The 21,442-nt window shown below is 36.4% G+C and carries 21 protein-coding genes; 20 read left to right on the top strand and 1 reads right to left on the bottom strand.

The window, feature by feature from the left end:
• Positions 1–45: 45 nt before the first annotated feature.
• Positions 46–663 (bottom strand): spore protease YyaC, encoded by a 618-nt coding sequence (yyaC, locus tag ABDZ91_RS13650; RefSeq protein ID WP_343799848.1) that lies wholly within the window; start codon positions 661–663, stop codon positions 46–48.
• A gap of 241 nt (positions 664–904) precedes the next feature.
• On the opposite strand from yyaC, the gene ABDZ91_RS13655 reads away from it, so the two are divergent.
• From ABDZ91_RS13655 to rlmH, 20 genes are all read left to right on the top strand, one after another.
• Entirely contained in the window at positions 905–1,108 is a 204-nt protein-coding gene (locus tag ABDZ91_RS13655) for a DUF951 domain-containing protein (RefSeq protein ID WP_343799850.1), read from the top strand.
• A 54-nt stretch (positions 1,109–1,162) separates the two neighbouring features.
• On the top strand, positions 1,163–1,414 hold the full coding sequence (locus ABDZ91_RS13660; RefSeq protein WP_343799852.1) for a DUF2164 domain-containing protein: 252 nt from the start codon (positions 1,163–1,165) through the stop codon (positions 1,412–1,414).
• Between the two features lie 173 nt (positions 1,415–1,587).
• Entirely contained in the window at positions 1,588–2,688 is a 1,101-nt protein-coding gene (gene ychF / locus ABDZ91_RS13665) for a redox-regulated ATPase YchF (protein WP_343799854.1), read from the top strand.
• A gap of 315 nt (positions 2,689–3,003) precedes the next feature.
• The gene (gene rpsF, locus ABDZ91_RS13670) at positions 3,004–3,291 is read left to right on the top strand and encodes a 30S ribosomal protein S6 (protein ID WP_343799856.1); all 288 of its coding nucleotides are present in this window, start codon (positions 3,004–3,006) and stop codon (positions 3,289–3,291) included.
• A gap of 66 nt (positions 3,292–3,357) precedes the next feature.
• Positions 3,358–3,864, top strand: a complete 507-nt coding sequence (ssb, locus tag ABDZ91_RS13675) for a single-stranded DNA-binding protein (RefSeq protein ID WP_343799858.1) — start codon at positions 3,358–3,360, stop codon at positions 3,862–3,864.
• A gap of 40 nt (positions 3,865–3,904) precedes the next feature.
• Complete coding sequence (gene rpsR / locus ABDZ91_RS13680; RefSeq protein WP_343799860.1) at positions 3,905–4,141, top strand: 30S ribosomal protein S18; 237 nt, start codon at positions 3,905–3,907, stop codon at positions 4,139–4,141.
• 216 nt (positions 4,142–4,357) lie between these two features.
• Positions 4,358–5,305 (top strand): YybS family protein, encoded by a 948-nt coding sequence (locus ABDZ91_RS13685; protein WP_343799862.1) that lies wholly within the window; start codon positions 4,358–4,360, stop codon positions 5,303–5,305.
• A gap of 29 nt (positions 5,306–5,334) precedes the next feature.
• Positions 5,335–7,308, top strand: a complete 1,974-nt coding sequence (locus ABDZ91_RS13690; protein WP_343799864.1) for a DHH family phosphoesterase — start codon at positions 5,335–5,337, stop codon at positions 7,306–7,308.
• Entirely contained in the window at positions 7,305–7,754 is a 450-nt protein-coding gene (gene rplI / locus ABDZ91_RS13695; RefSeq protein WP_343799866.1) for a 50S ribosomal protein L9, read from the top strand. The genes ABDZ91_RS13690 and rplI overlap by 4 nt, the downstream gene beginning before the upstream one ends.
• A 200-nt stretch (positions 7,755–7,954) precedes the next feature.
• The gene (gene dnaB, locus ABDZ91_RS13700) at positions 7,955–9,316 is read left to right on the top strand and encodes a replicative DNA helicase (RefSeq protein WP_343799868.1); all 1,362 of its coding nucleotides are present in this window, start codon (positions 7,955–7,957) and stop codon (positions 9,314–9,316) included.
• A 271-nt stretch (positions 9,317–9,587) separates the two neighbouring features.
• On the top strand, positions 9,588–10,874 hold the full coding sequence (locus tag ABDZ91_RS13705; RefSeq protein ID WP_343799870.1) for an adenylosuccinate synthase: 1,287 nt from the start codon (positions 9,588–9,590) through the stop codon (positions 10,872–10,874).
• Between the two features lie 460 nt (positions 10,875–11,334).
• On the top strand, positions 11,335–12,816 hold the full coding sequence (locus ABDZ91_RS13710; protein ID WP_343799872.1) for a peptidoglycan DD-metalloendopeptidase family protein: 1,482 nt from the start codon (positions 11,335–11,337) through the stop codon (positions 12,814–12,816).
• A gap of 482 nt (positions 12,817–13,298) precedes the next feature.
• Complete coding sequence (gene yycF, locus ABDZ91_RS13715) at positions 13,299–14,009, top strand: response regulator YycF (protein ID WP_343799874.1); 711 nt, start codon at positions 13,299–13,301, stop codon at positions 14,007–14,009.
• Between the two features lie 9 nt (positions 14,010–14,018).
• A complete protein-coding gene (gene walK, locus ABDZ91_RS13720; protein ID WP_343799876.1) occupies positions 14,019–15,845 on the top strand; it encodes a cell wall metabolism sensor histidine kinase WalK in 1,827 nt (608 codons plus the stop codon).
• The gene (locus tag ABDZ91_RS13725; RefSeq protein WP_343799878.1) at positions 15,842–17,188 is read left to right on the top strand and encodes a YycH family regulatory protein; all 1,347 of its coding nucleotides are present in this window, start codon (positions 15,842–15,844) and stop codon (positions 17,186–17,188) included. Before walK ends, ABDZ91_RS13725 begins: the two co-directional genes overlap by 4 nt.
• Complete coding sequence (locus tag ABDZ91_RS13730; RefSeq protein WP_343799880.1) at positions 17,175–17,966, top strand: two-component system regulatory protein YycI; 792 nt, start codon at positions 17,175–17,177, stop codon at positions 17,964–17,966. The genes ABDZ91_RS13725 and ABDZ91_RS13730 overlap by 14 nt, the downstream gene beginning before the upstream one ends.
• Before the next feature lie 5 nt (positions 17,967–17,971).
• Positions 17,972–18,766: an MBL fold metallo-hydrolase gene (locus ABDZ91_RS13735; RefSeq protein ID WP_343799882.1), complete on the top strand. Its 795-nt coding sequence runs from the start codon at positions 17,972–17,974 to the stop codon at positions 18,764–18,766.
• Positions 18,767–18,955: 189 nt separating this feature from the next.
• Positions 18,956–20,170: a S1C family serine protease gene (locus tag ABDZ91_RS13740; protein ID WP_343799884.1), complete on the top strand. Its 1,215-nt coding sequence runs from the start codon at positions 18,956–18,958 to the stop codon at positions 20,168–20,170.
• Positions 20,171–20,336: 166 nt separating this feature from the next.
• Positions 20,337–20,522, top strand: a complete 186-nt coding sequence (locus ABDZ91_RS13745) for a CxxH/CxxC protein (RefSeq protein WP_343799886.1) — start codon at positions 20,337–20,339, stop codon at positions 20,520–20,522.
• Between the two features lie 56 nt (positions 20,523–20,578).
• Positions 20,579–21,058, top strand: a complete 480-nt coding sequence (gene rlmH / locus ABDZ91_RS13750; protein WP_343799888.1) for a 23S rRNA (pseudouridine(1915)-N(3))-methyltransferase RlmH — start codon at positions 20,579–20,581, stop codon at positions 21,056–21,058.
• Positions 21,059–21,442: the final 384 nt, after the last annotated feature.

Below are 21,442 nucleotides of genomic sequence, written 5' to 3' on the forward strand. Positions count from 1 at the left end.
TATATGAAAATAAGAGAGCCTTGATGGGCTCTCTTTTCATTTTAGTTATAAGGATTGTTCCTGATCAAGAGGATTAAAATTATTTAATTCAATTCGTCTTTGAAATTGAATACCTGCTTCATAAATACCATTAGCTACAGTTTTTGCCATACTTACTACAAGATTCAAACGGGTATTTTGTAAAACGAAAAATTCCATAAAACCACTAACATTTACAATACCAGTTATGTGAGCATCACCAACATGCGGCAGGTCTTTATTTACCCCGGCTCCTGGTTTGACAGGACCTTCCCCAAGGATGATATGACCAACACTTTTAATTCGTCCTAAACAGGCATCAATTCCAATGATATAGGGATTTTTGTGTTCGTTTTGAATCATATTTAATTTATCCATTAAATTAACTGCGTGAATTGGATCATCCAGTGTCCCGTATATAAAGAAGGGTGTAGTGGGCTTTTCCTTTAGGAGGGTTCCGATAAAGGGTCCTAAAGAGTCACCGGTTGAACGGTCTGTTCCTATACATATAAAAACAATGGGTTGGGTGGTTGTAGGAATTAACTGTTGTATACGGCTTGCTAGAGATTGAACAGCATGTTCATCATCATATGGAATTCTTACGTTCCCACTCGATCGATCGAAAAACTGTGGTTTCAATTTCATCGGGCATTCTCCTTCTGAATGGTAGTAACAGTATACGGAGAAAATGCCAATTGTATACATGCACAGAATACTTTACCAAAATTGTCTGTAATTTTATGAGTTTTTACGAATGATTACTTCCCTAAAAGTACTGGTATTGCTAAAATATATGTACAAACTTGTTCCCTTACAATTGCATTTACTCTCGATTCATATGGGAATCAAGAAAAATGAAAGTTGAATTAAAGGGAGTGAATCATGGATGGAAGAAAAGGTATATGACTTAAATACGGTCGTAGAAATGAAAAAAGCACACCCTTGTGGGACAAACCGATGGAGAATTATTAGAATGGGTATGGATATCCGCATTAAATGTGAAGGGTGTCAGCATAGTGTGTTATTGCCACGAAGAGAGTTTACAAAAAAGGTGAAAAAAATACTAGAAAACCCTCAGAAAGAAGCATGATTAGATTCTGCTTCTTTTTCTTTATGTAACTCTGAAATCCGATAGGAGGCTATTATGTATATAAAACTCCCTAAAGAGAAGAAGGATATTTTAATACAAGAAATTCAGGCGTATTTTCAAGAAGAAAAAGGGGAGGATTGGGGGCTTATTGCTGCAGAAAATCTACTTGATTTCTTTATGCAAAGGTTAGGACCTAATCTGTATAATCAGGGTGTTCAGGACGCTAAGCAGCTTGTTTCACAGCTTTTACTGAATATTGAGGAAGATATTAGTTCTCTAGAAAGACCGATTAAACGGGATTATTAAGGTTAGAAAGAAAAAGGTTTGCTTACTTCTTTACTTGTCATTTTGAGTATTACTATCTATAATTGGAAAAGGTTTAAATGAACGACTTTTTCTATTATTGTATATTTATTTTTCAACAAATTTTTGACATAACATGGAAAACTATCATGTTTGCATATTGAGGAGTGACGAGGATGGCCTTAACAGCCGGGATTGTTGGCTTACCGAACGTTGGAAAGTCGACTTTATTTAATGCAATTACACAAGCAGGTGCTGAATCTGCAAATTATCCTTTTTGTACGATTGATCCAAACGTAGGAATCGTAGAAGTTCCAGATCATCGCTTACAGAAATTAACAGAATTGGTTCAACCTAAGAAGACAGTTCCGACTACGTTTGAGTTTACAGATATTGCAGGTATCGTAAAGGGTGCAAGTAAAGGGGAAGGATTAGGAAATAAATTCCTCTCGCATATTCGCCAGGTCGATGCCATTTGTCATGTTGTTCGTTGCTTTGCTGATGACAACATTACTCATGTGTCTGGACAAGTAGATCCTATTGCAGATATTGAAACGATTAACCTTGAGTTAATTTTAGCAGACTTAGAATCCGTCGATAAAAGAATTGAACGTGTAGGTAAATTAGCTAAGCAAAAGGATAAAGAAGCCGTTTTTGAACATGAAATATTAGTAAAACTAAAAGAGGCTTTTGAAGATGAAAAACCTGCTAGAACCGTTGAATTTACAGAGGAGCAAATGAAGATTGTTAAAGGACTTCATCTGCTTACGATTAAACCGATGCTTTATGTGGCCAATGTAGGTGAAGATGAAGTATCTGATCCTTCTGCAAATGAATATGTCCAACAAGTCAAGAGCTTTGCTAACCAAGATAATGCAGAAGTAATTGTAGTTTGTGCAAAGATTGAATCGGAAATTGCTGAACTTGAAGGGGAAGAAAAAGAAATGTTCCTTTCAGAGTTAGGTATTGAAGAATCAGGTCTTGATCAACTCATCCGGGCTTCATACAGTTTATTAGGTTTAGCAACATACTTTACAGCAGGGGTCCAAGAAGTTAGAGCTTGGACATTTAGAAAAGGTATGAAAGCTCCTCAGTGTGCTGGTATCATTCACACAGATTTCGAAAGAGGCTTCATTCGAGCAGAAACGGTTTCTTACGATGATTTAATGGCAGCGGGTTCAATGAATGCTGCTAAAGAAGCGGGTAAGGTAAGACTAGAAGGAAAAGAGTATGTAGTAAAAGACGGAGACGTTATTCATTTCCGTTTTAATGTATAATCATTTCATCTTAAACTGTATTCCATTAAGAAAAAATGGAATACAGTTTTTTATTTTGTATCTATGTTTAAATAGTCGAGGCTATTTATTAAGAAAGAGTTATGATATATACTGGCAGCTATTAAGTAAGAACTATGGGCATAAATCAGTAACTCTCCATGAAAAATAAGTACAGTAAAACAGGGAAATCCTTAGATCCCTACATTTCATTGCTTTTCCTAATGTAATATGCTATACTTTGAACTTGTGAGTAATGAATACATTGCTCCTTGCTCTTTTATAGAGCCGCTTAGACCAAAAGGAGGTGACTGTGAGATGAGAAAGTACGAAATCATGTACATCATCCGCCCAAACATTGAAGATGAAGGAAAGAAAGCAGTTGTTGATCGTTTCAACACGATTCTAACTGACAACGGTGCTGAAGTACTTGAAGCGAAAGAATGGGGGAAACGCCGTCTAGCGTACGAAATCAACGATTTCCGCGATGGTTACTACCAAATCGTTAAAGTAAGTGCTGGTACAGAAGCTGTTAACGAATTCGATCGTTTAGCACGTATCAATGATGATATCCTTCGTCACATCGTAGTTAAAGAAGAAGAATAATATATAGATTAGACTATAAAAAAATGTTTCACGTGAAACATTTTACTAGGTAGAGGAGTTGTTCTGATGCTGAACCGTGTCGTCCTCGTAGGTAGACTAACAAAAGATCCGGATCTTCGTTACACGCCAAGTGGTGTACCAGTTGCAACTTTTTCTCTTGCTGTTAATCGTACTTTTACGAACCAACAAGGAGAAAGAGAAGCAGACTTTATCAATGTTGTTGTTTGGAGAAAACCTGCTGAAAACGTGGCGAATTTCTTGAAAAAGGGAAGCTTAGCTGGTGTTGATGGACGTATCCAAACAAGAAACTATGAAGGTCAAGATGGTCGTAGAGTATATGTTACTGAAGTAGTGGCAGAATCTGTTCAATTTCTTGAACCAAGAGGTGCATCTCAAGGTAATGGCGAAAGTGGATTCTCTGGAGGTTCAAGGGACAGAGACTTTGGATACAATCAGAATCAACCACAACGAAATAATAACCGTAACAACAATCAACATTCACGTCTAGATGACGATCCTTTCGCTGACAACGGTGAACCGATTGACATCTCTGATGATGATTTACCATTTTAATGAACGGTAAAACTTTTTATAAATAAAGGAGGGAAATCCCATGGCAGGACGTAGAGGTGGACGTGCAAAACGCCGTAAAGTGTGTTACTTCACAGCTAACGGTATTACGCACATCGATTATAAAGATGTAGATCTTCTTAAAAAATTCATCTCAGAACGTGGAAAAATTCTTCCACGTCGTGTGACTGGTACAAATGCTAAATATCAACGTAAGTTGACTGCAGCAATTAAACGTGCTCGTACAATGGCTCTTCTTCCATATGTAAGTGGAGAATAATAAAACAAAGCAGCTAGGAACTCCTAGCTGCTTTTTGTATATCTGATAGTATTACATAAAGTGTTAAAGTTGATTTGTATGAAGTAAGCTTTTAAAATAAGGCTGTGCTACTTTCTTATTGCTTTTTTATATCTTGAAGAATTCCCTTTCTGAAAGAAGCTCTTATAAACGCTAATGTAATAATGGCTTTCTTCAAAGATGACAGGAGGTTCTTAAGTGAATCAAACTAGGAGACTCACAGAAGGTGCAGTTTTGTTAGCTGTATTTTCTGTATTATTAACAGGTGTTTTATATTTACCTATACTTTGGCTAGTTGTTGCTCTCTTTCTACCATTACCTTTTATCATTTATACAGTAAGATATGGGCTAAAAAGCAGTCTTATATTCTCATTAGCAGCCTTTCTGATATCTTTTATTATTGGAAACATATATACTTTGCCAGTTGCTATTTCATCTGGGGCACTTGGATTGATGATTGGTTATGCGGTAAAAGAAAAGAAAGGTCGCTTGTTTTTATACATAACTTCTACCCTAACTGTAACTATTACAACACTTCTGCAATATGTCTTATCCATTATTTTGCTTGATATCAATGTGATAGAGAGAATCTTTACAGAAACTCAGGCAACGATGATTAAGGCTATTGAAATAATGGAACAATTTGGACAAGGATTGCCTCAGGGTTATACGGAAGAGACAATTAACCAGACCTTTGACTTAGCTAGGACCCTTTTTCCAGTATTGTTAGTTTTAATGTCATTTGTGGCTATGTATATCAATGTGTTGGTCTGTGATCCTATTTTAAGGCGTTTGAATATTCACCTTCCGAAACGTATACCTTTCAGAGAGTGGAGATTGCCAAGAAACATTATTTGGTATTATTTAGTAGTGACACTTTTATCACTTTTTATGCCCATAGAGACAGGCACATTTGTATATAATGCTGTAATAAACGTTTCTTATTTACTTCAAATCTTATTCGTAATTCAAGGGTTATCTTTTATTTATTTTTATGCGTATAATAAAGGAATAACGAAAGCCTTACCAATCATTGTGACGGTATTTGTTTTTCTAATGCCGATATTACTTTTACTCGTAGTTATAGTAGGGATTATGGACATTGGCTTTGACTTAAGACAGCGGGTGAATCAATCTAAATCATGATGATCCTATTGTGAATAGGAGCTGAAAAAATGCCTTCTCATTTAACAAAGGGGTTATTTAAACCCCCTTTATATGGAATTATTGTATTAACCATTGCTTTGCTAGGAATTTTAGCGTATTACCAATGGATTGTAGCGTTAATTGGCTTTGTCGTTTTTGGTGTTTTATTCTTCTTCCTTTTACAGCGAGAGGACACACGACAAAGAGAAGTGGAAGACTATATTTCTACTCTATCCCATAGAGTGAAAAAGGTGGGAGAGGAAGCTCTACTCGAGATGCCCATTGGGATTATGCTCATCAATGATGATTATGTTATTGAATGGACCAATTCCTATCTATCTTCGTGTTTCGAGGAAGAGTCACTAGTTGGTCGTTCGCTTTATGATGTAGCGGATGCTTTAATTCCTGTAATTAAACAAGAAATCGAAACAGATAGTATTACTATAATCGACCGAAAGTATAAAGTCGTTTATAAAGCAGAAGAACGACTTCTTTACTTTTTTGATATTACAGAGCAATGGGAACTAGAAAAGAAATATAATGACGAGCAACCGGTGATTTCCATTATCTTCTTAGATAATTACGATGAGATGACTCAAGGGATGGATGACCAAACGAAGAGTAGTTTAAATAGCCAGGTTACCTCTATTCTAAATAAATGGGCTACAGAAAACGGTATATTCCTAAAGAGGGTATCCTCAGAACGCTTTTTAGCCATTTTTCACGAAAAGGTGTTAAGAGAGCTAGAAACAGGAAAATTCAGTATTCTAGATGACGTAAGAGAACTAACGACCAAACAAAATGTGCCATTGACACTAAGTGTTGGAGTAGGTACAGGTGCCTCATCTCTAACGGAACTAGGTAGCCTCGCTCAATCAAGCTTAGATTTAGCACTGGGACGTGGTGGAGACCAAGTTGCTATAAAACAACCTAATGGAAAAGTTAAGTTCTTTGGTGGGAAAACAAACCCTATGGAAAAGCGTACAAGGGTGAGAGCGCGAGTCATTTCCCATGCACTTAGAGAACTCATTGTTGGAAGTGATAAAGTCTTTATTATGGGTCATAAGCGGCCAGATATGGATGCAGTAGGATCCTCTATAGGAATCTTAAAAGTTGTTCAGATGAATAAAAAAGAGGGTTATATTGTTATGGATCCTCATGATATAGATACAGGTGTAAGTCGCTTAATGCAAGAAGTAAAACAACGGCCAAACTTAAACTCACGTTTTATTTCTCCTGATGAAGCTTTAGAATTAGCGACAGAAGATACCTTATTGGTAGTAGTGGATACACATAAACCATCAATGGTGATAGAAGAAAAACTGGTTTCTGGACTTGATCATGTTGTTGTAATCGATCATCATCGTAGAGGAGAAGAGTTTATTAAAAATCCATTACTTGTTTATATGGAGCCTTATGCATCATCAACTGCTGAACTAGTAACAGAACTTCTAGAATATCAGCCGAAAAATAGCCCGATTGAGATGTTAGAAGCTACGGCATTACTAGCTGGCATTATTGTGGATACGAAGAGCTTTACGTTAAGAACCGGTTCTAGAACATTCGATGCCGCTTCCTATTTACGAGCTTTAGGTGCAGATACCGTACTTGTTCAGAAATTCCTAAAAGAAGACGTAAATACATTCGTGAGAAGGGCAAAGCTCATTGAAAGTGTAGAGTTTTATAAAGAAGGCATAGCCATTGCTAAAGGACCAGAAGATGATCAATTCGATCAAGTCCTTATTGCTCAAGCAGCGGATACCTTATTAACGATGGATGAAGTGTCAGCATCTTTTGTTGTAGCATACAGACAAGATGGAATTGTAAGTATAAGTGCCCGTTCATTAGGTGAAATCAACGTGCAAATTATTGCTGAAAACCTAGGCGGTGGAGGGCATTTAACGAATGCAGCTACACAATTAACCGATGTAACAATCGAAGAAGCTGTTCAACAATTATATGATGTTATTGATGAAATAAAGTTAGGGGGAACTAAGGAATGAAGGTAATCTTTCTTAAAGATGTAAAAGGTAAAGGGAAAAAAGGAGAAGTGAAAAATGTAGCAGATGGATATGCTCGTAACTTCCTCCTTAAACAAGGGTTAGCTGTAGAAGCCAATAAAGGTAATGTCAGTACATTAGATGCCCAAAAGAAGAAAGAAGAGAAGCTTGCACAAGAAGAACTCCAAGAAGCGGAAGCACTTAAGCTTCAATTGGAAAAGATAACAGTTGAGTTCTCGGCAAAATCCGGCGAGGGTGGCAGATTATTTGGATCTGTTACTAGTAAACAAATCGCAGAGGAACTAAAGAAAGCACATGGTATTAAGATTGATAAGAGGAAGATTGAACTGGCCGATGGAATCCGTACGTTAGGGTATACAAAAGTTCCTGTTAAGCTTCACTCTGAGGTGACGGCTACCCTAAATGTGCATGTGACAGAAGAAAACTAAATTTGCCATCTATATTCCTTAAATAAACATGATACAATGGTATTAATAAATGTGATCGTTCATTCGGTCACTTTTTTATATTGTGAAGAAACATTATATGCGCATTGTCGCCGCAAAAATGGTGCTTACGCATTTCGTTATTGAAAGTAAATTATTTTTTTTCATAGAGATTGAGATTGTTAGGAAGGGGGCCGTTATATATGAATGAATTGTTTCAGGATCGAATTCCACCACAAAATATTGAAGCTGAACAAGCAGTATTAGGTGCTATATTTCTGGAGCCCTCATCTATTTCTACAGCATCTGAATTGCTTGAACCAGAAGACTTTTATCGTAGTGCACACGAAAAAATATACTATTGCATGCTTAAACTAAATGACTCTGGGCAAGCTGTAGACCTTATTACGGTTACAGAGGAACTACAGGCAACGAAGCAGCTAGAAGATGTCGGGGGAGTTTCCTATTTAAGTGAACTAGCAGCTAGTGTACCAACTGCTGCAAATATCGATTATTATGCTAGAATCGTTGCAGAGAAATCTCTACTAAGAAGATTGATAAGAACGGCAACAACCATTGCTCAAGATGGGTATGCTAGAGAAGACGAAGTAGATGCACTTCTAACGGAAGCTGAAAAGAAAATAATGGAGATTTCCCAAAGAAATAACTCCGGTGCTTTTCATAACATTAAAGATGTACTTGTTAAAACCTATGATCAAATAGAAGAGCTTCATAACCGAAAAGGGGATATTACAGGAATTCCTACAGGATTCTCTGAGCTTGATAGAATGACTGCTGGATTCCAACGAAATGATCTCATTATTGTTGCGGCTCGTCCATCTGTTGGTAAAACAGCTTTTGCTTTAAATATTGCTCAAAACGTTGCTACCAAAACAGACGAAAATGTAGCCATCTTCAGTTTGGAGATGGGAGCAGAGCAGTTGGTTATGCGTATGCTCTGTGCAGAAGGCAATATTGATGCCCAGAGACTTCGTACTGGTTCTTTAAATGATGAGGATTGGCGAAAACTGACCATGGCAATGGGTAGCCTTTCAAATGCGGGGATATTTATTGATGATACTCCTGGAATAAAAATTAACGAATTAAGAGCGAAGTGTCGTCGACTAAAGCAAGAGCACGGCCTTGGTATGATTCTGATTGATTATCTACAATTGATTGTTGGTAGTGGAAATTCTAAGGATAATAGACAACAGGAAGTTTCAGAAATATCACGTACTTTAAAAGGGCTTGCACGTGAATTAAAGGTTCCTGTTATTGCATTGTCTCAGCTTTCTCGTGGTGTAGAACAAAGACAAGATAAAAGACCTATGATGTCAGATATTCGTGAATCAGGTGCGATTGAGCAAGATGCTGATATTGTTGCTTTCTTATATCGTGATGATTATTACGATAAAGAATCGGAGAATAAGGATATCATTGAGATTATTATTGCAAAACAAAGAAATGGTCCGGTTGGAACCGTTGAGTTAGCGTTCGTTAAGGAATACAACAAATTTGTTAACTTAGAAAGACGGTTTGACGAGGCTGGTGTTCCAGCTGGATAATTGGTTTAGATTGAACCTTCCTCTGCGATTAGAGGTAGGTTCTTTTTATATTCATAAATTGTCGTATATAGGAATGTTTGGGAAAAGTACTGGAATACTAAAAAGGGTGGTATACAATGTTCCAGGTTAATTTCTAACTATGTATACAGAAAGATATTTACGAACAAAAATAATATATTCTACATAAATGTTCGTGATTTGATTGACTCAAGACTTTTCAATTGGTACACTTAATACCGTCAAATAAACGAAAGTTTGTGGAGGTGCTCCTATGTCTTCCGTAGTCGTTGTTGGTACACAGTGGGGAGATGAAGGGAAAGGGAAAATTACAGATTACCTTTCTGAAAATGCAGAGGTTATTGCCCGTTATCAAGGTGGTAATAATGCTGGTCATACAATTCGATTTGGTGGAAATACGTACAAGCTACACTTAATTCCATCTGGGATTTTTTATAAAGAGAAAATTTGTGTTATTGGAAACGGGATGGTTGTTGACCCGAAAGCTCTTATTAAGGAGTTAAAATACTTACATGATCAAGGTGTTAAGACAGATAACTTAAGAATTAGTAACAGAGCACATGTTATTTTACCTTATCATTTGAAGCTCGATGAAGTTGAGGAACAAAGAAAAGGGGCCAACAAAATTGGAACGACTAAAAAAGGAATTGGCCCTGCTTACATGGATAAAGCAGCCCGAACTGGTATTAGAATTGCAGATTTACTAGATCGCGATGAATTTCATGCGAAGTTAAGTCACAACCTCACGGAGAAAAACCGTTTATTAGAGAAGTTTTATGAAACGGAAGGTTTTAAACTAGAGGACATCTTAGATGAATATTATGAGTATGGACAACAAATTAAACACTATGTTTGTGATACTTCTGTTGTACTAAATGATGCCTTAGATGAAGGGAAGCGGGTCTTGTTCGAAGGTGCCCAAGGGGTCATGTTAGATATTGACCAAGGAACCTACCCATTTGTTACTTCATCTAACCCTGTTGCTGGTGGGGTTACCATTGGATCAGGAGTTGGACCAACAAAAATCAATCACGTTGTAGGTGTATCAAAAGCCTATACGACAAGAGTTGGAGATGGCCCGTTCCCTACAGAATTAAACAACGAAATTGGTGACAAAATTCGTGAAGTAGGTCGTGAATATGGAACAACAACTGGAAGACCAAGACGTGTTGGTTGGTTTGACAGTGTTGTGGTCAGACATGCTCGTAGAGTAAGTGGGATCACAGATTTATCATTAAATTCAATCGATGTACTTACAGGAATTGAAACTTTGAAAATTTGTGTAGCTTACCAGTATAAAGGTGAGCTCATAAAGGAATTCCCTGCAAGCTTAAAAGTGCTGGCTGAGTGTGAACCAGTGTATGAAGAGCTTCCAGGATGGAAAGAAGATATTACAGGCTGTAAGACACTCGGAGAACTGCCTGAAAATGCAAGACATTATCTAGAAAGAATATCTCAACTAACAGGTATTCCTTTATCCATTTTCTCAGTAGGACCTGACAGAGAACAAACAAATGTTGTTAGAAGTGTATACAGCTAAAAAGACCGCTATTTGCGGTCTTTCTTTCTGTTTATTTGATGTTGGTTTCTGCCAATTTGTCATAATTGTTTCTAAGTGCGAAAAAAATAATAACTTTTACGGGAAGTAGACATTTATATTACAATCAAATTCGTTGTTCATAATCCTCTATTTTTAGTAATAATATAAATCAAATATGTATTAAGAATATATACAAATAAAAATAGGAGGGATTTTGTCGAAAAACGCTTTAGTTCTTAAGACCAAGCTATTCCCATATTATATAGGGATATTTTAGTATAAAAAGATGTTCCATTATTTGTAAGTTATAATACATTTTTATTACATGTTTGGGTCATTCCTTCCCTTTTCCTAAAAATATGGTAGATTATAAAAGTGTGAATTTATAAGACTATATTTTTAAATAGGTCTTTGTCACTATGAGGAAGAGAAGCCTTCGAAGCTTGAGGAGGATACAATCATGGCTCATTGGAGACAGTTTTTGTCGAATTGGAAAGAACCAATAAGAAAAAAATCAAATTACTTAGCTAAAGGTACAATTATTGCTACTTTGACTATTTCTAGCCTTACACTAGGGTCAGTAAAAGCTGAGACTGATGGTAATGCAGAGCTTTCTATTGTTTACCATGTTTATTTTGGTGATGAAAGAATAGGTGTAGTTAGTAATAAAAGTGAAATAGACAATTGGATAAACATAGAAGTAGATAAAGCAAAAGAAAAATATAAAGATCTTGATTTTACTATTGGAAATCAAATTTCATATGTTCCAGAGCAAGTCTTTAGAATTACAACTGAAGATGAAGAAGTCTTAGAGACATTAAAAGAAAAAGTTAAAATCAAGGCTGAAGCATTTGCTATCAATGTTGATGGAAAAACCGTTGCTTATGTGGAAACTGCTGATCAAGCCAAACAAGTCTTAGATTCTATTCAGCAAAATTACGTAACGGATGAAGAGATAAAACAGCTAAATGCTAATAAAGAAAAAGCGGTTCAAACTGCTAGCGTTCCAAAATTGACTGAACATGATCAGACTCGCATATTAGACGTAAGTTTCTCTGAAAAGGTTTCAGTTTCTGAAGGGGAAATTGCACCAAATCAAATTTTAACCGTTGACGAAGCGTTAAAGCTATTACAAAAAGGAACCTTAGAAGAAAAGAAGTATAAGGTTCAATCCGGCGATGTACTTGGTAATATTGCTGCACAGCATGACTTAACACTTTCTCAACTGTTAAACCTTAATCCAGATTTAGATGAAGGCGCAGTACTTCAGATTGGTCAGGAATTAAATGTAACGGTTTATGAACCTTTTATTGATGTTGTCGTCGAATACGAAAAATACCGTGAAGAGGAAATACCTTACGAAACGAAGATCGTAGAAGATGATACCATGTACAAAGGGGAACAGGTCGTTAAACAAAATGGCCAAACTGGATTAAAAGCTGTAACCTATTTAATAAGAGATGTAAATGGAACAAAAGATAGCCAAGAAGTATTAGAATCAGACGTAATTTCAGAACCTGTTGAAGAAATTATCGTAAAAGGTACAAAAGTTATTCCATCGAGAGGAACAGGAGATTTTATCTGGCCAGCTGGTGGCGGATATATTTCGAGTAAGATGGGATACCGTTGGGGCAAAATGCATAAGGGAATAGATATTGCTCGTCCTTACGATAGAACCATTAAAGCTTCTGATAATGGAGTCGTTGTTGAAGCAGGATGGGATGGTGGCTACGGTAATAAAGTAGTGATTAACCATAATAATGGGTATAAGACTGTATATGCTCACTTGTCTTCTATAAGTGTCAGTGTGGGTCAAACTGTTCCAAAAGGCTCCAAGATTGGTGTAATGGGCTCTACTGGTAACTCTACTGGTGTTCATCTCCATTTTGAAATCTATCAAAATGGTAAACTTAAAAATCCTTTAGATTATATAAATAATTAAATCTGAGCTCTCAGCATCTGCTGGGGGCTTTTCTACTAGAATGCCATATATGTTATGATTTGGGAAAAACTCAATTTCAATACATGACTAGTTGAAAATTAAAGGATAATAAAAAAGAAAGAAGAATTAGTTTATAAGTCCGACCAAATCGTATCAGCTAGGCTAATGGATGAATACAAATTTAATACATGATAAAGTAAAATAAAGGCTGTTTTTCGTAAAGAGTGTTGTTTCTTGCACATTAAGTTCGACTACAGTTGATTGGAGTGGAAGGTGCTTGACTCCTGTGGGAGGAAGGGACAAGGGAGACCCCGCAGGAGCGACAGCGACGAGGAGGCTCCCGGACCGCCCACGGAAAGCAAGCACCTGCAACGGAAATCAACGTCCTTTGTTAATAGAATAAACTATTGTCTAAAAGCAACATAGTATGCGAAAATAGCGAAAATAAAAAAATAAGGTTCTCTTTGGAAGGAGAATAGAACATGGATAAAAAGATACTAGTAGTCGATGATGAAAAGCCAATTGCAGATATTCTACATTTTAATTTAGAGAAAGAAGGATACGACGTTCATTGTGCATATGATGGGAACGAAGCCCTCAAACTAGTTGAGGAAATTAAGCCTGATTTAATCCTTCTTGATATTATGCTTCCTCAAAAAGATGGAATGGAAGTTTGTAGAGAAATTAGAAAGAAACATGAAATTCCAATCATCATGTTAACAGCTAAAGACTCTGAGATTGACAAGGTGTTAGGTCTAGAACTTGGTGCAGATGACTATGTAACAAAACCTTTTAGTACGAGAGAGTTAATAGCAAGAGTAAAGGCAAATATTAGACGTCAACAACATGTAGCTAGCCAAGCCGATGAAAAGGATGAGAACTCAGAAATAGAGGTAGGAGCCCTTACTATTCATCCTGATGCCTATGTCGTTTCAAAACGTGGAGAAACCATTGAGTTGACTCACAGAGAATTTGAATTACTTCATTACCTAGCTAAACATATAGGACAAGTAATGACTCGAGAACATTTACTTCAGACCGTATGGGGCTACGATTATTATGGGGATGTAAGAACAGTCGATGTTACAGTAAGACGTTTAAGAGAGAAAATCGAAGATAACCCAAGTCATCCTGCATGGATTGTGACAAGAAGGGGAGTCGGCTATTACTTGCGAAACCCTGATCAGGAGTAATCTGTCTTTATGAGGAAGGTAAGCTTTTTTCAATCTATACATCTTAAATTTGTACTAGTATATGTATTGTTGATTATCATTGCCATGCAAATAATTGGAGTTTATTTTAGTCGAGTGCTAGAGAATGAACTTATTGAGAACTTCCAAAATTCAGTACGTGACCGAATTAACTTGCTTTCATATAGCTTAGAAGAAGAGATGACGAAGGTACGCGATGATGAAGAAGACCCATCATTAGAACAAGAAGTGTATGAAATTTTAAAGGGGTACACAGGAACTGATATATCAGAGGTTCGAGTTATCAATATGAATGAAAAAATAATTGGAACATCTGATCCCGATAAACAAATTATAGTAGGACAAAGAACTACAGATCCTATCGTAAAGCGATCCTTAGTAATCCGTAAAATTGAGAGTGCCATTAACATAGATCGGCATTCCGGGAATCGGATTTGGGTGTTAGCTACCCCTATTAAATCCGGTGGGGAAATGATCGGTGTCATTTTATTAACTGCAGATATTGAAGCTGTCTATGGACAGCTAAGGAATATCAATGACATTTTTGCGAATGGGACTATTATTGCTCTAACCATTACGGCCATTCTTGGGATACTGTTAGCACAGACAATAACAAGACCAATTGCCGATATGAGAAGACAGGCACTTGCTATGGCAAAGGGGAATTTTTCCAGAAAGGTTAAAGTATATGGATTAGATGAAATTGGTCAACTTGCTCTAACTTTTAATAACCTAACCAAAAAGCTTCAGGAAGCCCAGGCATCAACGGAGGGTGAAAGAAGAAAACTCGCATCTGTATTGAAATATATGACAGACGGAGTAATTGCAACGGACAGGCGAGGTCGTATTATTTTGATTAACGAACCTGCTGCAGAATTATTGAATGTTTCACGTGAAACAGTCCTTTCACAGCCAATTACAACTCTCCTTGGTATTGAGGATGATTACTCCTTCGAAGATTTAATCAATGAACAAGAATCGGTAATTTTGGATTTTAGTACAAAAAACAAACCGTATATTTTACGTGCAAATTTTTCAGTCATACAAAAAGATACGGGCTTAGTAAATGGTTTAATAACTGTATTACACGATATTACAGAGCAAGAGAAGATAGATATGGAGCGTCGGGAGTTTGTAGCAAATGTCTCTCACGAGTTGAGAACACCACTAACTACAATGAGAAGTTATATAGAGGCATTAGCTGAAGGTGCTTGGAGAGATGAAGAAATCGCACCAAGATTTTTAAATGTAACTCAGACAGAGACAGAACGGATGATTAGACTTGTAACAGACCTCCTCCAGTTATCAAAAATGGATAGTAAAGATTATCGATTCCAAAAGGAAATTGTTAATTTTACTATACTCTTTAATAGAATCATCGACCGGTTTGAAATCTCTAAAAAGCAGAATGTGACATTTATTAGAGATTTACCTAATAAAACAATCTTTGTAGAAATTGATGAAGATAAAATGACACAAGTATTAGATAACGTAATTTCTAATGCGATGAAGTATTCCCCTGAAGGAGGTAACATTACATTTAAGATTCAGGAGGAACCAAAAGATATTATTTTAAGTGTGAGAGACCAAGGTGTAGGTATTCCAAAGGGTCAAGTAAATAAGATTTTTGAACGTTTTTATAGAGTTGATAAGGCACGCACAAGACAGCTAGGTGGAACAGGACTGGGATTAGCTATTGCCAAGGAAATGGTTGAAGCTCATAAAGGTGAAATATGGGCAGAGAGTAAAGAAGGAGAAGGTACAACCATTTATATAAAATTACCTTATGAACGGACAAATGAGGATGATTGGGCATGAAACTTGAAAAACTTAAATCTATAATCTTAACTGTCCTCGTCGGAATAAGCCTTGTGTTAACTTATATTCAATGGACTTATCAGCCAGGGTACGAAGCCTATAGTGAAGAAAATGATTTAATACAATCTGTTGCAATTAGTGAAGAAAAGACTATTGGAGAAGTGGTGAAGCCAACTAAATTCTTAATTCACCGTAATTCAGGAACTTTTGGGACTAGCAACATAAATGAAATAAAAGAAGTACTTGATAACTTTACAAAATGGAAATTCTCCGACATGAGTGATATAACAGTTACCATCTCTGATAATGAATTTTTTCCACTTGTACATGGAACAGATAATGTAGAGTTCATATTTGAAGACTCTGTACCACTAAATATGTATAGTAAAGTTCTAAAATTTACAGAAAATCATATACCAAGCGGCAATTTTGATCGCATTGTCGTTGATATGGGGAAATTTGATGGGAACCAAGTTACTGTATACTTTATCTCATATTTAAAGAATGAGAGGAAAATTTATCAGGCAAGGGCAACAGGTACTGATATTTCCAAATTTCAAACTAAATATTATCAAATTCCACAGAGATTTCCTGCCTATAACTATTACGAAGTAGAAGATATTCGTAGGGTATACTATCCAAGTAACGAAAATGATGAAGTAAGAGTTTTTACCTATAAGTTTTTATCTGATACTGTGGATGCAGATCTGTTTAGAGACGCTCTTTTTAGTAATCCCAACTTCGTAAAAAAACGCTATGTTACTGGTGGAGAGGAATATAGTGATATATATAGTTTGCTGAGTGTAGATTATTCTAAAAGTTCATTGTCATTCGTTAACCCTATAGGTGCTTCCGATAGTTACCTTCAAGTTCCAGATGCATTGCAAAAAAGTATAAACTATATTAACGAACACGCTGGCTGGACTGATACATTTATTTATGATAGTTGGTCCAAATACGAGAATAAGATTTCCTTCAGACTTTTCCATCAAGGACTTCCTGTCTTTAGTGAAAAGGGGCAGACAGCCATTGAAGTTATTTGGGGTAGCGAGGAGATATACCAGTATACAAGACCTTATTTCGATTTAAAGAATCATTTACGATTGGAACTAGAGACAGAAGAAGTTTCTCTTCCTTCAGGGGACTATGTTTTACAACAACTAGAAAAACAGAAACAGATAGATTTAAAGGATTTACAAGATTTGACGATAGGGTATAAAATTGAATATGACTATCAAAATCCAGTCATATCTTTAGAACCTACATGGTATTATCTGTTAGCAGGAAGCTGGTTGTCTATTACCTTTAATGAAGAAGGAGGAGACAAACATGGACTGGAGTAAAATAAAAACTATTTTTATCTTTGCTTTTTTTGTCCTGGATGGATTTCTCCTTTTTTGGGTATTGGACAAACAAAATGAGGAAAAGCTTCCCATGATGAACGAAGCTTCCTTTGAAGAACAACTAACTGCTAGTGAAATTGTCGTGGAGAATATTGATACAAATGTAAACAAAAAACAATTCTTTATAGACGCCATACCTAAAGAATTTAATTTAGATGAATTGTCCCAATTAGAAGACCAAGATGTAATTCTTGAAAATGAACTTGAGGTCATTATTTCTACTTTTAATGAGCCAATTCCAATCGTCAATGAGATAAATCAAGAATCAATGGCTCCAATTCTTTCAGAAAAGGTCTTATTCGGAGAACATTATATTTTTTGGGAATATGACAAATTAAATAATAAAGTCGTGTATTACCAAACATATAAAAATTTCCCGTTATTTAATAATCAAAGTGGTAGAATTATTTTTACTTTAAATGAGAATAACGAAGTGGTTGGCTATAAGCAGACGATGTTAGATTCGTTCGAAGAATATGGTGAACAAAATATAATAGAAGAAATGAAAGCTTTAGAAACTCTTCATGCAAACGGCAAACTTAAGCCAGGTAGTGTAGTCAAAAGTGTAGAGTTAGGATACTACACACGGGTTCAACTATCTTCTCAGGTTCTTGCACCTACGTGGCATTTTGAAATAAATGAACAGGATGACCTGTTTGTAAATGCGATTGAAGGAAGAATAATTGAAATGAATGAGTCAAATACCATAACGGAGTGACATAAATGTCTTTGTATTTTAGTGTTTTAGCAAGTGGGAGTAAGGGGAACGCAACATATATTGAAACTGATCAACATCGTTTTTTAGTGGATGTTGGATTAAGTGGTAAACAAATGGAGAACCTGTTTCAACAGATAGACAGAAGCCCAGCAGAGTTATCTGGAATTCTTGTTACACATGAACATTCTGATCATATTAAAGGACTAGGTGTATTAGCACGTAAGTATCATCTGCCCATATATGCAAATGCAAAGACATGGGCTGCCATGGACAGCCAGATTGGGGAAATTCCTATAGATTTAAAGAATATCTTCGGAATGGAGGCTGTTCATTCTTTTGGTAGTCTAGATATCCAATCTTTTGGTGTATCACACGATGCTGCGGAACCTATGTTTTACGTTTTTCACTATCAAGGTAAGAAACTAGTGTTGATCACAGATACCGGATATGTCAGTGATAGGATGAAAGGAATTATCCATAATGCAGATGCATATGTTTTCGAAAGTAATCATGATGTGCACATGTTAAGAATGGGGAGGTATCCCTGGAGTGTAAAAAGAAGAATATTAAGTGATGTTGGCCATGTCTCAAATGAAGATGCTGCAATTGCTATGAGTGAAGTGATGGGTGACCGGACAAAACGAATCTACTTAGCCCATTTGAGCCAAGATAACAACATGAAAGAATTAGCCCGTATGTCAGTAGCCCAAACCTTAAAAACTAAAGGATTATTAGCTGGTGAAGGCTTTGAATTATATGATACGGATCCAAAAGCGGCAACTTCACTAGTAGCTGTTTAACAAGATGGGAATGAGCCAATTAATGGTTCATTCCCATTTTTAGGTTAGGGAAGGTACATGGCATGGTATAAAAAGTGTGATTAAGGCAGAATAATAAGTAGAATATAGATGTCAGCTTTATAATACATATAGCTTCGGTTATTTTTTATAAAACGTTGGGTATTATGACTTCAGAAAGGGTGAGTTTCGGTGGGATACTATGACCAAGATTATGAGCAAGCTCCCAAAAACCAAAAGGGGAATAACAAAGGATATTTAATAGCCAGCTTAGTTGGAGTTGTTTTAGGAGCTCTACTAGTTATTATCGCTGTTCCTACCCTCATTAACTACAATGTTTTACCATATAATATTGAACCTGAATCTGAAGAGACGGCAGAAAATGGCGCACCAGAGTCAGCTATTCAAAAAAACATTAGTGTCAATGTAACAACCCAGGTAACAAGAGCAGTAGAAAAAGTTTCAAATGCAGTCGTTGGAGTTACAAATATCCAAGCGAATAGTTTCTGGAACCAACAATCTGAAGCGGGGACAGGTTCAGGTGTTATTTATAAAAAAGCAGGTGATGTGGCATATATTGTAACCAATCACCATGTAGTTGATGGTGCAGATCAAGTGGAAATTACATTAGCTGATGGATCAAAGGTACCTGCCCAAATGAGGGGAACTGATATTTGGAGTGACTTAGCTGTTCTTGAAATTCCATCAGAACACGTAGCCGTTGTTGCTGAATTTGGGGATTCAAATGCGCTTACGCCTGGCGAACCTGTTATTGCCATTGGAAATCCGCTTGGTTTACAGTTTTCTGGATCCGTAACAAAAGGTATAATCTCTGGGCTAGAAAGGGCTATTCCTATTGATATAGATCAAAATGGTTCTGTTGACTGGCAGGCAGAAGTTATTCAAACGGATGCAGCTATTAACCCAGGTAATTCTGGGGGAGCTTTAGTCAATATAGAAGGTCAAGTAATTGGTATTAATTCTATGAAGATTGCACAATCAGCTGTTGAAGGAATTGGACTGTCTATTCCTGTTAACTACGCAATTCCTATTATTCAGGACTTAGAACGATTTGGAGAAGTGCAGCGCCCAACCATGGGAATAACTCTAGGTGGGGACGTTAGCTCAGTATCGTCCTATCATCAAAGAGAAACGCTTGGATTACCTGAAGGAGTAGAAGAAGGCGTGTTCTTATCAGGTGTGATTCCAAATTCACCAGCAGATTTAGCAGGCTTACAAGAACTGGACGTAATCATAGCGATGGATGATGAACCAATTGCTGATATTCTTCAGCTAAGAAAATATCTTTATACACAAAAGAACGTTGGCGATCAGATGAGTGTTACTATTTATCGAAATGGTGAAAAGCAAGAAGTCGTGATAAAATTAGCTAAAGGAAATATTTAATCTACCTTGAGAGATGTGGATAAATTAAAATTCCATATCTCTCTTTTCTATGTGGATAGAAAATGGGATTATCCACATGTGTAAAAAGATAAAATCTTATAAATAATATAAGTGAGAAAAATGTATTTGATGCAAATTATGAAATTTATAAAAGAGGGTGAAAGTATTGGTTTATAGCTGCTTAGAGCATATTGATATAGCCTTAGATGATGTGGTGGATGAAACAGGTGAACCGCCAATTCTAAACAAAATTGAGCGGGAATCTGATTTATCAACAACCTGTGAATATTGTCAAAACCCGGCGATATATGTTGTGGCGAACACTCATTCTGACACAATATGTGGACAATAAATGTGTATATGTGGATAAGTTCTGTGGATATCTTGTTTGTAAAGTGAGGAGAACCTGTGAATATCACAATTATTACGGTTGGGAAACTGAAAGAAAAATATTTGAAGCTTGGGATTGAGGAGTATACAAAAAGATTGTCGAGCTATGCCAAAGTAGACATTGTAGAAGTTGCTGATGAAAAGGCACCAGAAAATCTTAGTCCTAAAGAGGAAGTACTTATAAAAGAAAAAGAAGGGGAAAGGATACTTGGAAAGGTTAGGCCTGATGACTATGTGATAGCTTTGGCCATACAGGGAGAAATGCCTTCTTCAGAAAAACTTGCCAACAAATTAGACCAGCTAGCTACGTATGGGAACAGCAAAATTGCGTTTATTATTGGCGGCTCACTCGGTTTAAGTGAGAAAGTAATGGATCGAGCCGATGAAGCCATTTCATTTTCGAAAATGACTTTTCCACACCAGTTAATGAGGCTAATATTAGTTGAGCAGATTTATCGTGCTTTTCGAATTAACCGGGGTGAACCGTACCACAAATAGTGTTATAACAAAGGGGAACGTTAGAAAAGTTAATATAGTTTCAGTTTAGGACAGGTTAGGACAGGAAAAAGCCTGTCTTTTTCTTATTTGAAGAAGGTATTGGAACGGTGTAAATTTGCTTCTAGCAAGCACTCTTTCGAATGTTGTTAGATGAGAAAGTGAAATAAGAAGTGCAGTATTACGCTTAACCCAAGTGTTTACTTGTACAAATAACCGAGTAATCTTATTGGTTATTGTTCAGTTTCAAATAAGTGGATGGACTTCTCACTTTTTTACCAGCATTAAATAGTTTATAATTATAAGATGACAGTAGAATCTTATAATCTGTAAATAAACACGTAAATATGTATTTAAGACAAATAGGTGTGTAACCTATCTAGACAT

The organism is Bacillus carboniphilus, from assembly GCF_039522365.1.
Classification (GTDB): domain Bacteria; phylum Bacillota; class Bacilli; order Bacillales; family JC228; genus Bacillus_BF; species Bacillus_BF carboniphilus.

Excerpts from the sequence above, each read along its gene's own strand:
- yyaC (WP_343799848.1), bottom strand. The coding sequence starts at position 663 with ATGAAATTGAAACCACAGTTTTTCGATCGATCGAGTGGGAACGTAAGA.
- yycF (WP_343799874.1), top strand. The coding sequence starts at position 13,299 with ATGGATAAAAAGATACTAGTAGTCGATGATGAAAAGCCAATTGCAGAT.
- ABDZ91_RS13725 (WP_343799878.1), top strand. The coding sequence starts at position 15,842 with ATGAAACTTGAAAAACTTAAATCTATAATCTTAACTGTCCTCGTCGGA.
- walK (WP_343799876.1), top strand. The coding sequence starts at position 14,019 with ATGAGGAAGGTAAGCTTTTTTCAATCTATACATCTTAAATTTGTACTA.
- ABDZ91_RS13710 (WP_343799872.1), top strand. The coding sequence starts at position 11,335 with ATGGCTCATTGGAGACAGTTTTTGTCGAATTGGAAAGAACCAATAAGA.
- ABDZ91_RS13705 (WP_343799870.1), top strand. The coding sequence starts at position 9,588 with ATGTCTTCCGTAGTCGTTGTTGGTACACAGTGGGGAGATGAAGGGAAA.
- rpsR (WP_343799860.1), top strand. The coding sequence starts at position 3,905 with ATGGCAGGACGTAGAGGTGGACGTGCAAAACGCCGTAAAGTGTGTTAC.
- ABDZ91_RS13655 (WP_343799850.1), top strand. The coding sequence starts at position 905 with ATGGAAGAAAAGGTATATGACTTAAATACGGTCGTAGAAATGAAAAAA.
- rpsF (WP_343799856.1), top strand. The coding sequence starts at position 3,004 with ATGAGAAAGTACGAAATCATGTACATCATCCGCCCAAACATTGAAGAT.
- ABDZ91_RS13730 (WP_343799880.1), top strand. The coding sequence starts at position 17,175 with ATGGACTGGAGTAAAATAAAAACTATTTTTATCTTTGCTTTTTTTGTC.
- ssb (WP_343799858.1), top strand. The coding sequence starts at position 3,358 with ATGCTGAACCGTGTCGTCCTCGTAGGTAGACTAACAAAAGATCCGGAT.
- ABDZ91_RS13660 (WP_343799852.1), top strand. The coding sequence starts at position 1,163 with ATGTATATAAAACTCCCTAAAGAGAAGAAGGATATTTTAATACAAGAA.
- ABDZ91_RS13735 (WP_343799882.1), top strand. The coding sequence starts at position 17,972 with ATGTCTTTGTATTTTAGTGTTTTAGCAAGTGGGAGTAAGGGGAACGCA.
- rplI (WP_343799866.1), top strand. The coding sequence starts at position 7,305 with ATGAAGGTAATCTTTCTTAAAGATGTAAAAGGTAAAGGGAAAAAAGGA.
- ychF (WP_343799854.1), top strand. The coding sequence starts at position 1,588 with ATGGCCTTAACAGCCGGGATTGTTGGCTTACCGAACGTTGGAAAGTCG.
- dnaB (WP_343799868.1), top strand. The coding sequence starts at position 7,955 with ATGAATGAATTGTTTCAGGATCGAATTCCACCACAAAATATTGAAGCT.
- ABDZ91_RS13690 (WP_343799864.1), top strand. The coding sequence starts at position 5,335 with ATGCCTTCTCATTTAACAAAGGGGTTATTTAAACCCCCTTTATATGGA.